This is a genomic window from Sphingomonas sp. R86521 (genome assembly GCF_042466235.1).
In the GTDB taxonomy this organism is placed as follows: Bacteria; Pseudomonadota; Alphaproteobacteria; order Sphingomonadales; family Sphingomonadaceae; genus Sphingomonas.
Map to the genome: position 1 here is coordinate 1,625,070 of NZ_JAXHBY010000001.1, position 14,178 is coordinate 1,639,247.

At 65.1% G+C, this 14,178-nt stretch carries 15 protein-coding genes; 13 read left to right on the plus strand and 2 right to left on the minus strand.

Features of this window, described 5'->3' with window-relative positions:
• Positions 1-5 precede the first annotated feature (5 nt).
• From SJY20_RS07625 to SJY20_RS07670, 10 genes are all read left to right on the plus strand, one after another.
• The gene (locus SJY20_RS07625) at positions 6-656 is read left to right on the plus strand and encodes an adenylate kinase (protein ID WP_380786064.1); all 651 of its coding nucleotides are present in this window, start codon (positions 6-8) and stop codon (positions 654-656) included.
• 206 nt (positions 657-862) lie between these two features.
• Complete coding sequence (locus SJY20_RS07630; RefSeq protein WP_380786066.1) at positions 863-1,576, plus strand: winged helix-turn-helix domain-containing protein; 714 nt, start codon at positions 863-865, stop codon at positions 1,574-1,576.
• Between the two features lie 8 nt (positions 1,577-1,584).
• On the plus strand, positions 1,585-2,931 hold the full coding sequence (locus tag SJY20_RS07635; protein WP_380786067.1) for a sensor histidine kinase: 1,347 nt from the start codon (positions 1,585-1,587) through the stop codon (positions 2,929-2,931).
• Positions 2,932-3,201: 270 nt separating this feature from the next.
• Positions 3,202-3,456, plus strand: a complete 255-nt coding sequence (locus SJY20_RS07640; RefSeq protein WP_380786068.1) for a hypothetical protein — start codon at positions 3,202-3,204, stop codon at positions 3,454-3,456.
• Positions 3,457-3,611: 155 nt separating this feature from the next.
• Positions 3,612-3,980, plus strand: coding sequence for a 30S ribosomal protein S13 (rpsM, locus tag SJY20_RS07645; RefSeq protein ID WP_332782688.1), 369 nt, complete (start codon positions 3,612-3,614; stop codon positions 3,978-3,980).
• 69 nt (positions 3,981-4,049) lie between these two features.
• Positions 4,050-4,439 (plus strand): 30S ribosomal protein S11, encoded by a 390-nt coding sequence (gene rpsK / locus SJY20_RS07650; RefSeq protein ID WP_031395237.1) that lies wholly within the window; start codon positions 4,050-4,052, stop codon positions 4,437-4,439.
• A gap of 112 nt (positions 4,440-4,551) precedes the next feature.
• Positions 4,552-5,622, plus strand: a complete 1,071-nt coding sequence (locus tag SJY20_RS07655) for a DNA-directed RNA polymerase subunit alpha (protein ID WP_380786069.1) — start codon at positions 4,552-4,554, stop codon at positions 5,620-5,622.
• Positions 5,623-5,851: 229 nt separating this feature from the next.
• Entirely contained in the window at positions 5,852-6,274 is a 423-nt protein-coding gene (gene rplQ / locus SJY20_RS07660) for a 50S ribosomal protein L17 (protein WP_380786070.1), read from the plus strand.
• 92 nt (positions 6,275-6,366) lie between these two features.
• Positions 6,367-7,923, plus strand: coding sequence for a glutamine-hydrolyzing GMP synthase (gene guaA, locus SJY20_RS07665; RefSeq protein ID WP_380786073.1), 1,557 nt, complete (start codon positions 6,367-6,369; stop codon positions 7,921-7,923).
• A 1-nt stretch (position 7,924) separates the two neighbouring features.
• The gene (locus tag SJY20_RS07670) at positions 7,925-8,611 is read left to right on the plus strand and encodes a DUF72 domain-containing protein (RefSeq protein ID WP_380786074.1); all 687 of its coding nucleotides are present in this window, start codon (positions 7,925-7,927) and stop codon (positions 8,609-8,611) included.
• Between the two features lie 36 nt (positions 8,612-8,647).
• On the opposite strand, the gene SJY20_RS07675 is transcribed toward SJY20_RS07670, so the two are convergent.
• Positions 8,648-10,243: an isocitrate lyase gene (locus SJY20_RS07675; protein ID WP_380786075.1), complete on the minus strand. Its 1,596-nt coding sequence runs from the start codon at positions 10,241-10,243 to the stop codon at positions 8,648-8,650.
• A gap of 258 nt (positions 10,244-10,501) precedes the next feature.
• Here SJY20_RS07675 and SJY20_RS07680 point away from each other — a divergent pair, with 258 nt between their 5' ends.
• The 3 genes from SJY20_RS07680 (at position 10,502) to SJY20_RS07690 (ending at position 13,180) form a co-directional block, all read left to right on the plus strand.
• A complete protein-coding gene (locus SJY20_RS07680; RefSeq protein WP_380786076.1) occupies positions 10,502-11,083 on the plus strand; it encodes an SRPBCC family protein in 582 nt (193 codons plus the stop codon).
• A complete protein-coding gene (locus SJY20_RS07685) occupies positions 11,083-12,261 on the plus strand; it encodes a zinc-dependent alcohol dehydrogenase (protein WP_380786077.1) in 1,179 nt (392 codons plus the stop codon). The genes SJY20_RS07680 and SJY20_RS07685 overlap by 1 nt, the downstream gene beginning before the upstream one ends.
• A gap of 133 nt (positions 12,262-12,394) precedes the next feature.
• On the plus strand, positions 12,395-13,180 hold the full coding sequence (locus tag SJY20_RS07690) for an SDR family NAD(P)-dependent oxidoreductase (protein ID WP_380786078.1): 786 nt from the start codon (positions 12,395-12,397) through the stop codon (positions 13,178-13,180).
• 63 nt (positions 13,181-13,243) lie between these two features.
• Here SJY20_RS07690 and SJY20_RS07695 read toward each other — a convergent pair whose 3' ends face one another.
• Positions 13,244-13,960 (minus strand): ZIP family metal transporter, encoded by a 717-nt coding sequence (locus SJY20_RS07695; RefSeq protein WP_380786079.1) that lies wholly within the window; start codon positions 13,958-13,960, stop codon positions 13,244-13,246.
• Positions 13,961-14,178: the final 218 nt, after the last annotated feature.

The following is a 14,178-nucleotide window of genomic DNA, read 5'->3' on the forward strand; positions in this document are numbered from 1 at the left end:
GTTTCGTGAATATCATCCTGTTGGGACCGCCTGGCGCGGGCAAGGGCACGCAGGCCGCGACGCTGGTCGACACCCGCGACATGGTCCAGCTGTCGACTGGCGACATGCTGCGTGCAGCGGTCGCGGCTGGTACGCCGGTCGGGCTTCAGGCCAAATCGGTCATGGCATCGGGCGGTCTCGTTTCGGACGAGATCGTCTCGGGGATCATTGGCGAACGGCTCGATCAGGACGACACCGTGTCGGGCGTCATCTTCGACGGCTATCCGCGCACCGCGGCGCAAGCCGAGGCGCTTGACGGACTGCTCGCCGCGCGCGGCCGCACGCTCGACTACGTCATCGAACTCGACGTCGACGAGGCTGCGCTGATCGATCGTGTCGTCGGTCGCTACACCTGTGCCAAATGCGGCACCGGCTATCACGACCGCTTCAAGAAGCCTGCGGTTGCCGGGGTCTGCGACGTTTGCGGTTCGACCGAGTTCAAGCGTCGGCCTGACGACAACGCCCAGACCGTCCATACCCGGATGGCCGAATACCGCGCCAAGACCGCGCCGATCCTCCCGATCTACGAAGCGCGGGGCCTGGTCCGCCGCGTCGACGGGATGGCGGACATTGCGCACGTCGCCGCCGCGATCGCAGCGATCCTGGACGCGCAATAACGCGGCAAGCTCGGGCGCCCGCCGTGCTGGGAGTTGCGAGGATGACGAAATTGTCACCCCGCGGTCACCCGGGCGGTCGTGCATGATCTCTAGAAGCAATCCGTGTCTGCACTGCAGGCGCTTCAGTTTCCAGAGATCGGTGCCCGACACTCCCGGGGGTGCCGTGGAGGCCGGCGGGGAGGCTTCTCTCCGCCGGCCTTTCCTATATGGTGACAGGTGAAAGCGATGACGCCGTGAAGATCCTGATCGTCGAGGACGACGCCTCCACCTCCGCCTATCTGGCCAAGGGGTTGTCCGAGGCGGGGCACGCCATCGAAGCCTGTGCCGATGGCCGCGACGGCCTGTTCCTGGCCAGCGAAGGCATCTTCGACCTCGTCATCGCCGACCGGATGTTGCCGGGGCTGGACGGCCTGTCGATGGTCAGCGCGATCCGCGCCGCCGGCATCGCTACTCCGGTCCTGATCCTGTCCGCACTCGCCGCGGTTGACGACCGCGTCGATGGCCTGAAGGCCGGCGCCGACGATTATCTGTGCAAGCCGTTCTCGTTCGCCGAACTCTCGGCACGCGTCGAAGCCCTCGCGCGTCGTGCCGATCGCGCCGGGACTGAGCCGCAAAAGACCCGCTTGTCGGTCGGCGACCTCGAGATCGACCTGCTCGCGCGCGCAGTCTCGCGCGCCGGCCGCACGATCCCGCTGGGCGCGCGCGAATTCAACCTGCTCGAATTCCTCGCCCGCCACGCCGGACAGGTCGTCACCCGCACGATGATGCTGGAGAAAATCTGGAACTATCACTTCGACCCAGGCTCAAACGTGGTCGACGTCCATATCGGCCGCCTGCGCCGCAAGCTCGAGGACGGCTTCCCGACGCCGATCCTCCACACCGTGCGCGGGGCAGGATACCGGCTCGCCGTAGAAGGCTGACGCACGGCGTGATCCGCCTTTCGGTTACCGCGCGAATCGCGCTGCTGGCGATCGCGTTGGCGCTGGTATCCAATCTCGCGCTGGTCGGCTTCGTCTGGAAAACTACCAGTGCGGATGCGATCGACGCGATCCACCTGGAAACGACGGAGCAGTCCGATGCCCTGCGCGCGGTCTGGCGCGGTGGTGGGCTGCCTGCGCTGCGCCAGGCGATCGACAGCGCGGTGGTGCCTGGGGACGTTTCGCTGGTGCTGGCGGTGGTCGGCCCGGATGGACGACCGCTGGCGGGCATCGCCCCGGCCCGCCTTGCCGTCCCGCTAAAGCCGACGTCCTTTCGCATAGCCCGCCTCGGTCGGGACCAGCTGTGGTCGGCGCGCGAGACTGGGTATGCGCTCCACCCGATCGGCCCGGACTGGCTGCTGACCGGTCGCAACCTCGACCTGATCGCTGCCGAGGAGCGCGCGATCGAACGCGCGCTTGCGGTTGCGGTGCTCCTGTCGCTCGGGCTCGGCGTGCTCGGCGGCCTTGTCCTGACCCGCTATGTCGGGCGTCGCCTGGATGCCATTGCCAGCGTCGTCGAGACGGCGGGGGAGGGCGACCTGTCTCGCCGCGTGACCCTCGTCACCGATGGCAGCGACGCGTTCGACCGTCTGGCGGCGCGCCTCAACGTCATGCTCGGCAAGCTCGAAGGGGTGATGGCCGAACTGCGCATCGTCACTGACAGCCTGGCGCACGATCTGCGCTCGCCGCTCGCCCGGCTGCGCACCAAGACGGAGCAGGCGGTGCTGATCGCCGACCCCGACGCGCGCGAAGCCGCGCTCGGTGGGCTGTTGGTTGAGACCGACCTGGTCATGCGCATGCTGACGATGGTGATCGAGATCAGCCGCTCGGGTTCGGTGTCCCGCGATCGCTTCATCCAGGTCTCGCTTGCCGACCTGCTCGAGGAGATCGCGGAACTGTACGCGCCCGTCGCCGAGGATGCCGGGCTGGTCTTCACCGTGGCGATCGACGACCGCCCCCCACCGATGGCGCTACACCGGGAACTCATGATCCAGTCGATCACCAACCTGATCGACAACGCACTGCGCCACGGTGCGGGGGGTGGTGAAGTGACGTTGCGCCTCGTCCACCGCACCGATGGCATCGCGGTCCAGGTCGAGGACCGCGGCCCCGGTATTGCCGAAGCCGACCGGGCGCAGGCGATGAAACGGTTCGGTCGGTTGGACAGCGCGCGCTCGACCCCGGGGGCGGGGCTCGGCATGGCGCTGATCGAGGCGGTCGCGCGACTTCACGAGGGGCGGTTCGAACTCGCCGACAACGCGCCCGGCCTGATCGCGCGGATCGTATTGCCGGTTTAGGCGCCGTTCGGCCCTCCGTCGCCCCACAACGTCATCCCGGGCTTGTCCCGGGATCCAGGGTTATTGGCGCTACCTGTCGTAACCCTGGATCCCGGGACAAGCCCGGGATGACGGAGAAGTGGTGCGTGTCCCCCCACTGCCGTGAGGGCCTCGTACCATGACAGTTCGTTGCCAGTTGGTTCCGAACATAGCCGATCCCGTCGGCGACCGTGCGACGCACGGCCGATCATCGGGCTGGCCCCAGACCGGCATACCGGCCAATATACCCGCATGGACGCACTCACCATCTTCGGCCTGTTCGCCGTCACCTTCATGCTCGTCTGCTACGTCCTCGAATCACGGTCGCACTGGTGGCAGCTCGGGTTCGCGCTTGGCTGCCTGCTCGGATCGGCCTATGGTTTCCTGCAGGGCGCCTGGCCGTTCGGCGCGGTCGAGCTGATCTGGTTCGTCGTCGCGATGCACCGGTGGTGGAAGACGCCGGCCAAGATGTCGGCCAAGCCGCAACTTGGGGAACCCGCCGCTTGACAGAGCGTTTGCGCGCCCTTACCTGAGTTCCTCCCGACAACCCGGTTTCCGGCGACGCTCGTTTGCGTTCGTCGCTATCGTGCGTTTCGGATCATCGCTAGGAGATGGGCGCCGTGCAGCCATGCCGGGGCCCGTGGAGCAGGAGAACCAAGTTCATGGCACGTATCGCGGGTGTTAACATCCCGACCAACAAGCGCGTCGTTATCGCGCTGACCTATATCCACGGCATCGGTTCGACCAAGGCCAAGGAAATCACGGCAAAGCTCGGCATTGCCGACACGGCGCGCGTCCAGGACCTGACGGACCAGGAAGTGCTGCACATTCGTGAGGCGATCGACGCCGACTACACGGTTGAGGGTGACCTCCGCCGCCAAGTGTCGATGAACATCAAGCGCCTGATGGATCTCGCCTGCTATCGTGGTCTTCGTCACCGCAAGGGCCTGCCGGTCCGCGGCCAGCGCACGCACACCAACGCGCGCACCCGCAAGGGCAAGGCCAAGCCGATCGCCGGCAAGAAGAAGTAAGCAACGCTTGCTTCTCCGCCGCCTCTCGCAGCGCGGCGTTACCCAAAGATATAGGTCAGGAACGAACCCATGGCACGCGAACCTCAGCGCATTAAGCGGCGCGAGCGCAAGAACATCACCTCTGGCGTCGCGCACGTGAACGCCAGCTTCAACAACACCATGATCACGATCACCGATGCCCAGGGCAACGCGATCTCGTGGTCGTCGGCTGGCGCAATGGGCTTCAAGGGCTCGCGCAAGTCGACTCCGTACGCGGCCCAGGTCGCAGCGGAAGACGCTGGCAAGAAGGCCGCCGAGCACGGCGTCCGCACGATCGAAGTCGAGGTCAAGGGCCCCGGCTCGGGTCGCGAGTCGGCCCTGCGCGCGCTGCAGGCAGTCGGTTTCCAGATCACGTCGATCCGTGACGTGACTTCGATCCCGCACAACGGTGTGCGCCCGTCGAAGCGCCGTCGCGTCTGATTTCGGCTTTCTCCGTGCGCGGTTGTCCCTGATCAGGTCTACCACGCCGCACGGACCATGTTCTACGGCCGGTGGGCGTCCTGTCCGCCGGCCCCCAAATTAGGGGAAGCAAGTGTCTGTCAACGCAAAGAACTGGCAGGAACTCAAGAAGCCCAGCGGCCTGGAAAAGAAGGCCGGCTCCGACAGCAAGCGCAAGGCGACCTTTGTTGCCGAGCCTTTGGAGCGTGGCTTCGGCCTGACGCTCGGCAACGCGCTTCGCCGCGTGCTGCTCTCGTCGCTGCAGGGCGCAGCCGTCACCTCGATCAAGATCGAGAACGTGCTGCATGAGTTCTCGTCTCTGGCCGGCGTCCGCGAGGACGTGACCGACATCGTCCTCAACGTGAAGCAGATCGCGATCCGCATGCAGGGCGAGGGGCCGAAGCGCCTCCAGCTCTCGGCAACGGGTCCGGGTGAAGTCAAGGCCGGCGACATCGCCGTCTCGGGCGACATCGAGATCATGAACAAGGATCTCGTGATCTGCCACCTCGATGAGGGTGCGACGCTCAACATGGAGCTGACCGCCGACATCGGTAAGGGTTATGTGCCCGCGACCGCAAACCGCCCGGCCGATGCGCCGATCGGTCTGATCCCGGTCGATGCACTGTACTCGCCGGTACGTCAGGTGTCGTACAAGGTCGACCCGACTCGCGTCGGTCAGGACCTGGATTACGACAAGCTGACGCTGACGATCGAAACCGACGGCACGATCACCCCGGAAGACGCAGTCGGCTATGCCGGTCGCATCCTCCAGGACCAGCTCGCGCTGTTCGTCCACTTCGACGATTCGTCGGTGACGCGCTCGTCGGCCCCGATCGGCCAGGCAGCACCTGCTGCCGGTGGTGCGGAGCCAGCAGGCGACACGCAGCAGATCAACCGTTACCTTCTCAAGAAGGTCGACGAGTTGGAGCTGTCGGTGCGTTCGGCGAACTGCCTCAAGAACGACAACATCATCTATATCGGCGATCTGGTCGGCAAGACCGAAGCCGAGATGTTGCGTACGCCTAACTTCGGCCGCAAGTCGCTCAACGAGATCAAGGAAGTCCTCTCGTCGATGGGTCTTCGCCTCGGGATGGAAATCCCGGGCTGGCCGCCCGAGAACATCGAAGAGATGGCCAAGAAGCTCGAGCAGGAAATAATGGGCTAAGGCCAAGTCGCACCGGGTTGGCGCAAGCTAATCCGGTGCGACGCCAGCCCGGCCGGCGGGTTTCACCCGACCGACGACGCTGCTTTGCCGCGGCGCCATCCGGCCAACAAATGACATGCCCTCGGGCATGACCTTTGTGACTTTTCGACAAGGCGATGGGCGGTGGCCTTCAACACTGCCTGCTACGGGGTACCTCACACGGCCCCATAACGAACGTAAGGAATGACACATGCGCCATCGCGTAGGCGGCCGTAAGCTTCAGCGGACCTCGGCCCACCGTCTTGCTCTTTTCCGCAACATGAGCGCCGCGCTCATCAAGCACGAGCAGATCACCACCACCGTCGCCAAGGCGAAGGAACTGCGCCCGTACATCGAGAAGTTGATCACGCTCGCGAAGAAGGGTGGCTTGTCCAACCGTCGTCTCGCGCACGCCAAGCTGCTCGACGATGCGCAGCTGATCAAGCTGTTCGACACGCTGGCTCCGCGTTATGCCGACCGCAACGGTGGCTACACCCGCGTGATTAAGGCCGGCATCCGCCTGTCCGACGCATCGCCGATGGCGATCATCGAGTTCGTCGACCGCGACGTCTCGGCCAAGGGCCAGGATTCGGGTCCGGTGATGAACGACGAGGACTATAACGAAGCCGCGTAATTGCTGTTTCGCTAGTGCCGAAAGAGGCCGCGTTTCCCATCCGGGAGGCGCGGCCTCTTTCGTTACGGTCCCCATCCGGCTATGCGCCCCGGATGGAGCATCCCGACAGCATTCTCATCGTCGACTTCGGCAGCCAGGTCACCCAGCTCATCGCGCGCCGCGTCCGCGAAGCCGGAGTCTACAGCGAAGTCGCCCCCTTCCAGTCCGCCGCAGACGCGTTCGACCGGATGCAGCCAAAGGGTATCATCCTTTCGGGTGGCCCGGCCTCGGTCACCGCCGACAACTCCCCCCGGATCCCGCAGCGCCTGTTCGAAGCCGGCGTGCCGATCCTCGGCATCTGCTACGGCCAGCAGCTGATGTCCGCGCAGCTCGGCGGCAACGTCGTCGTCTCGGGTGACGGCGGCGAGTTCGGCAGCGCCTTCATCGACATCAAAAGCCCCTGCTCGCTGTTCGACGGCCTCTGGGCCGAGGGCGAGCGCCATCAGGTCTGGATGAGCCACGGCGACAAGGTCGACGCGATCCCCCCCGGCTTTACCCCGGTCGCGACGTCGGTCGGCGCGCCCTACGCGATCGTCGCCGACGAGGCGCGACGCTTTTACGGCGTGCAGTTCCATCCGGAAGTCGTCCATACGCCCGATGGCGCCAAGCTGATCGCCAACTTCGCCCGCCACGTCTGCGGCCTCAGCGGCGACTGGACGATGGCCGAGTTCCGCGAGACCAAGATCGCCGAGATCCGCGCTCAGGTCGGCAAGGGCCGCGTCATCTGCGGCCTGTCGGGCGGCGTCGACTCCGCCGTCGCCGCGGTACTGATCCACGAGGCGATCGGCGAGCAGCTCACCTGCGTCTATGTCGACCACGGCCTGATGCGCGCCGGCGAGAGCGAACAGGTCGTCAGCCTGTTCCGCGGCGCCTACAACATCCCGCTGATCCACGTGAACGTCGAGGAGCTGTTCCTCAGCGGCTTGGCCGGGATCACGGACCCTGAGCTGAAGCGCAAGTTCATCGGCAAGACCTTCATCGACGTGTTCGATACCGAGGCGAAGAAGCTCGGCGGCGCGGAGTTCCTCGCGCAGGGCACGCTGTACCCGGACGTGATCGAGAGCGTCAGCTTCACCGGTGGCCCGTCGGTGACGATCAAGAGCCATCACAATGTCGGCGGCCTGCCCGAGCGCATGAACATGAAGCTTGTCGAACCGCTGCGCGAGTTGTTCAAGGACGAGGTCCGGGTCCTGGGGCGCGAACTCGGGCTGCCGGAAATCTTCGTCGGCCGTCACCCGTTCCCCGGACCTGGCCTCGCGATCCGCATCCCCGGCGAAGTCTCCAAGGAACGCTGCGACATTCTCCGCAAGGCTGACGCCATCTATCTCGAGGAAATCCGCAACGCCGGACTCTACGACACGATCTGGCAGGCGTTCGCAGTGCTGTTGCCGGTGCGCAGCGTCGGCGTGATGGGCGACGGTCGAACCTACGACAACGTCCTAGCCCTCCGCGCCGTCACCTCGACCGACGGCATGACCGCCGAGGCGTTCCAGTTCCCCGGCGACTTCCTGCCGCGGGTCGCGACCCGGATCATCAACGAGGTGAAGGGTATCAACCGCGTGACCTACGACTACACGTCGAAGCCGCCCGGCACGATCGAGTGGGAATAGGGTGAGAATCGGAACCGCCGGCTGGTCAATCCCGACTGCCTTCGCCGGCGATTTCCCTTCCGGCGGTTCGCATCTCGAACGCTACGCAAGCGTGTTCTCTGCCGTCGAGATCAACTCGTCGTTCCACCGGCCTCATCGCCGGGCAACCTATGAACGCTGGGCGGCCAGCGTTCCGCCGGACTTCCGCTTCTCGGTGAAGATTCCGAAGACGGTCTCCCACACCGCGCGTCTCGTCAACTGCGACCATCTGCTGGATGCCTTTGTCAACGAGACCGGCGGGTTGGCTGGGAAACTCGAAATCGTCCTGCTCCAGATGCCGCCTAGCCTGGTCTATGACGAGCGGATCGCTGACGTCTTCTTTGGCGCGCTGCGCGATCGGCTCGCCAAGGCCACGCAAACTGCCTGCGAGCCGCGGCACGTGAGTTGGTTCGCCGAGACCGCAACCGCGTGCATGATCAGCCACCGCGTCGCCCGTGTCGCCGCCGATCTGTTCTCGTACCCGGCGGCGAACAGCCGGGTGGCTGGACCGGCCTGCACTATCATCGGCTGCACGGCACGCCGCGCGTCTATTACTCGGCGTATGACAGTGCTCGTCTCGCCATGCTTGCCAACGCTGTGGATATCGATGTCTCCACATGGTGCATCTTCGACAACACGGCGTCGGGCGCGGCCACCGGCAATGCCCTGACCCTGCAGAGCCTCGCACTGCCGGCGTAGCGCCGGATCATGCCGCGAACTGGTTCATCGTGTTGTGCGCGCCGCCGGCCTTCAGCGCAGCCTCGCCGGCGAAATACTCCTTGTGATCGTCGCCGATGTCCGATCCGGACATGCTTTGATGCCTCACGCAGGCGATACCCTCGCGGATTTCCTTGCGCTGCACGCCCTTCACATAGCCGAGCATGCCAGCCTCGCCGAAATACTCCTTGGCCAGGTTGTCTGTGCTGAGCGCGGCGGTGTGATAGGTCGGCAGCGTGATCAGGTGATGGAAGATGCCGGCGCGCTTGGCCGAATCGGCCTGGAACGTCCGAATCTGCTCGTCTGCTTCGTCGCCCAGCGGGGTGCAGTCATAATCGACGCTCATCAACCGCGCGCGGTCATAGGCGGTGACGTCGCGACCGTCCGCCGCCCAGGCGTCGAACACCTGCTGGCGGAAGTTGAGCGTCCAGTTGAAGCTAGGCGAGTTGTTGTACACGAGCTTCGCGTTCGGCACGACGTCTCGGATGCGATCGACCATGCCGGCGATCTGTTCGATGTGCGGCTTCTCGGTCTCGATCCATAGCAGGTCGGCGCCGTTCTGCAGGCTGGCGATACAGTCCATCACGCAGCGATCCTCGCCGGTCCCGGCACGGAACTGGAACAGGTTGGAGGGTAGCCGTTTTGGCCGCAGCAATTTGCCGTCACGGTTGAGGATGACGTCGCCGTTCCGAGCGGTCGCCGGATCGATCTCTTCGCAATCGAGGTAGGAGTTGTACTGGTCGCCGAGATCGCCGGGGGTCGTGCTGACCGCGATCTGTTTGGTGAGGCCGGCACCGAGCGAATCGGTGCGGGTCACGATGATGCCGTCTTCGACCCCGAGTTCGAGGAACGCGTACCGGCACGCGCGGACCTTCGCGAGAAAGTCCTCGTGCGGGACGGTGACCTTGCCGTCCTGGTGGCCGCACTGCTTCTCGTCCGACACCTGGTTCTCGATCTGCAGCGCGCAGGCGCCGGCCTCGATCATCTTCCGGGCGAGTAGATAGGTCGCCTCGGCATTGCCGAACCCGGCATCGATGTCGGCGATGACGGGCACGACGTGCGTCTGGTAATTCTCGACCGCGTTGAGCAGCCGCTGTTCCTCGATCGCGTTGCCGGCGGCGCGTGCCGCATCGAGGTCGCGGAACAGCATCCCTAGCTCACGGGCGTCCGCCTGGCGGAGGAAGGTGTAGAGTTCCTCGATCAGCGCGGGGACGGCGGTCTTCTCGTGCATCGACTGGTCGGGCAGGGGCCCGAACTCGCTGCGTAGCGCTGCGACCATCCAGCCGGACAGATACAGATAGCGGCGGTCGGTGGTGCCGAAGTGCTTCTTGATGCTGATCATTTTCTGCTGCGCGATGAACCCGTGCCAGCAACCGAGCGACTGGGTGTAGTTCGCCGGGTCGGCATCATACGCGGCCATGTCGCGGCGCATGATCGCGGCGGTGTAGCGGGCGATGTCGAGCCCGGTGCGGAACCGGTTCTGGACCTGCATGCGTGCGACAGACTCGGCGTCGATGCCGGCCCAGGTGCCGTCCCGCGCGGCGATGGTTTGGGTCATCGTGGTGATGCTCGTCTGGTACGTCATGGGCGATCCTCGCTGCGTCTGTGTCGCGGGTGTAGCGGGATCAGGGCAACCGCGGTGCCGGTACCCGCTTGCGAACGGGTCGGACTGTCCGTCAGCGCCGGCGTCAGCGCGTAACGCTGTCAATATCGCGACAACGCCCGCCACCGGGCCGCCCGGCAGATCAGATTAACCTGTGTTTACCACGTGGGTTTCGGCCTGGTTTGGTCGGAACATTCGCCGCGATGGCGCGGTTGAGGGCCTTCCAGACAGGAGACCCCCATGGCCAACGAGCACCCGAGGGACGATGCGCCGATCAGCGCCTCGAAACGCAGCGACGCTACCGCGATCGCGCATGATCAGTTCACCGACGCCAAAGGCAGCAGCATCGTCGGACGCGCAGTCACGATCAACAAGCCGGTCGGCGAACTGTTCGCGTTCTTCCGCGACTTCGCCAACCTTCCGACCTTCATGGAGAATCTCGAGCGGATCGACGTGATCGACGCGAAGCGCTCGCACTGGGTCGTGAAGGGCCCGGCGAAGCTGACCTATGAATGGGATGCGCTGGTCACCGACGAGGTGCAGGACCGCTACATCGAATGGACGTCGCAGTCGGGTGCCGATGTCGACAACAGCGGCCGCGTCGAGTTCCGCGATGCCGGCGCACGCGGCACCGTCGTGACCGCGACGATCATGTATGATCCGCCGGGCGGCGTGGTCGGCAAGCTGATCGCGAAGATGTTCCAGCGCGAACCCGCGATCCAGGCGCGCCGCGACCTGCGGCGCTTCAAGCAATTGATGGAAACCGGCGAGATCGCAACCGCCGCGATGAACCCGAAACAACGTGAAGAGGAGCTCGCCTGATGCGCGCACTGGCATGGCACGGCAAGCATGACGTCCGCGTTGATACCGTGGACGACCCCGAGATCGTCAATTCGCGCGACTGCATCATTAAGGTGACGGCGACCGCGATCTGCGGGTCCGACCTGCATCTGTACGACGGCTATATTCCGACGATGCAGGCGGGCGACATCCTGGGCCATGAATTCATGGGCGAGGTCGTCGAGGTCGGCGCCAAGTCGACGCTGAAGAAGGGCCAGAAGGTCGTGGTGCCGTTCACGATCGCATGCGGCAGCTGCTATCACTGCGGCAAGCACCAGTATTCGGCGTGCGACAACGGCCTGCCGTCGGATAACCAGGACATCGCGCAGGAGCTGTACGGCCAGCCGATGTCGGGCCTGTTCGGCTACAGCCACATGACCGGCGGCTATGCCGGCGGCCAAGCGGAATATGTCCGTGTTCCCTTCAGCGACGTTGGACCGATCGTCATCCCCGAGGGCGTGGACGACGAGAAGGTGCTGTTCCTCTCCGACATCCTGCCGACCGGGTGGCAGGCGGCGGAATATGCACAGATCGAACCGGGTGACACGGTCGCGGTCTGGGGCTGCGGCCCGGTGGGACTGTTCGCGGTGCAGTCGGCATTCCTGATGGGCGCCGAGCGCGTGATCGCGATCGATCATTTCCCCCACCGCCTCGAGCTTGCGAAGCGGTTCGGCGCGGAGACGATCAATTTCGAACAGTCCGCGGTGTACGAAGCGCTGATGGAGATGACCGGCGGGATCGGACCCGATGCGGTGATCGACAGCGTCGGGCTGGAGGCACACGGCTTCTTCGTCGACAATGTCATCGACCAGATCAAGGCGTCGACCTTCCTCGGCACCGACCGCGCGCATTCGATCCGCCAGGCGATCATCGCGTGCCGCAAGGGCGGACGCGTGTCGATGCCGGCGGTCTATGGCGGCTTCATCGACAAGTTCCCGCTCGGCGCCTTCATGGAGAAGGGGCTCACGCTCAAGACCGGGCAGACGCACGTCCAGCACTACATGCCGGCGCTGCTCAACGCGATCATGGAGGGCAAGATCGATACGACCTTCCTGATATCGCACCGGATGGACCTAGAGGACGCCCCCAAGGGCTACGACATGTTCAAGAACAATCAGAACGAAGTCACCAAAGTCGTTCTGAAACCCGGCTTCAATTGATCTCGCTCCCCTCCCGCTCGCGGGAGGGGCTGGGGGTGGGCTCGCGCCTGCCTCCCAAGTTCCGCTCGATCGAGAGCGCCAGCCCACCCCCAACCCCTCCCGCAAGCGGGAGGGGGGAAAAAGGAAGAATGACATGGCCAATAAATTCGCGATCATTACCGGGGCTTCGACCGGGATCGGCTTCGAACTCGCTACGCTCGCGGCGAAGGATGGATACGACATTCTGGTCGTCGCCGACGAGCCGCTGATCAACGCCGCGGCGGAAGACTTCAAGCAGTTCGGTACCGACGTCCAGTCGGTCGAGGCGGACCTGTCGTCGTTCGAGGGTGTCGACCAGCTTCTGGCCGCGGCCGGTGGACGCCAGATCGACCTGCTCTGCGCCAATGCGGGCCGCGGGCTGGGCAAGGCGTTCCTCGACCAGGATGTCGCCGAGTGGCGCAAGGTGATCGACACCAACGTCGTCGGGACGTCGTACCTGCTGCAGAAGGTGCTGCGCGACATGGTAGCGCGCAACGACGGCAAGGTGCTCGTGACCGGGTCGATCGCGGGCTACATCCCGGGTGCGTTCCAGGCGGTGTACAATGGCACCAAGAGCTACGTCGACAGCTTCGTCGCGGCGATCCAGAACGAGATCAAGGAGTCGGAGGGCGTCACGCTTACCAACCTGATGCCCGGGCCGGTCGAGACCGAGTTCTTCGACCGCGCGCACATGATGGACACGTCGGTTGGGACCGATCCTAAGAAGAGCGATCCGGCGGACGTCGCGAAGGACGGCTGGGATGCGGTGATGGCGGGCAAGGCGGCGATCGTGTCGGGCTGGAAGAACAAGATCCAGTCTGCGGTCGCCAACATCACGCCGAATGCCGTGCTGGCCGAACAGCATCGCAAGATGGCCGAGCCGGGTACCGCCAAGGACTGACGGTCCGCGGCCTTCCCGATGTGACACGACCGACGTCCGTGGGAGCGATCCCGCGGACGTTGGCTATTTGGCCCAGGTCGTGACCGCGAGCATCAGCGCCATTCCCGCGAGGCTGGCGAAGGTGGTGCGAAGCCGGGGGTCGCGAAGGTGGCTGCGAGGGACGAGTTCGCAAGCGCCGATGTAGAGGAAGGCGCCGGCGAACGCGGCTAGCAGCGGGGCCAGCATCGCGCTCGGGATATGCACGAGCAGGCCCAGGATGACGCCGAGCAGCGGCGCGCAGCCGTTGACGACAAGCCATCGAATCGCGGTGGTGCGGCGGCTGGTCATCATCGACAGGCTGACGGTGTTGACGCCGTCGGCGATGTCGTGGGTCAGCACCGCCAACGCGATCACCCAGCCGATCTGCGGCGAGATCTGGAAGGCGAGGCCGATGCCCATGCCGTCGAGCAGGCTGTGCAGGGTCAGGCTGGCGGGGGCGAGATGCGCGCGCCAGTCGCCTTCATAGCCGCCCTTGGCGCCGAGCACGCGGTCGAGCAGCATATAGCCGCCGAACCCGACCGCGGTGCAGCCGATCACGGTGCGCGCGTCGTAGACCCCGGCGGCAAGACCAAGCGCCTCGGGAACGAGGTCGAAGAACGACACGCCGAGGACGATGCCGGCGGTGAACGCGGCGATCAGCGTGATCCGCGATGCGAGCTTCAGCGCGAGGAACCCGCCGAACAGCGTCGCGAGGCTCGCCGCCAGGCCGAACGCGAGCGGGATGAACAAGGGTCCGTTCATGGCTGCGCCTGTCGCGCGTGACGATCCAGTCTCAATTCCGTGTCACTTCCGTCATCTGCACCGACAGCGTCCTAAGACAGGATGATACACTGTATCGCAATCATAATCGGTGGCTGCGGTGCGAAAGGTCACAAAAGTCACGTCGAAGGCCCATGAAATCGTTGGCGTCTCTGGCGGTAGGCAAGGGACGAATCGGACAGCGGTCGCAGCCTCGCAGA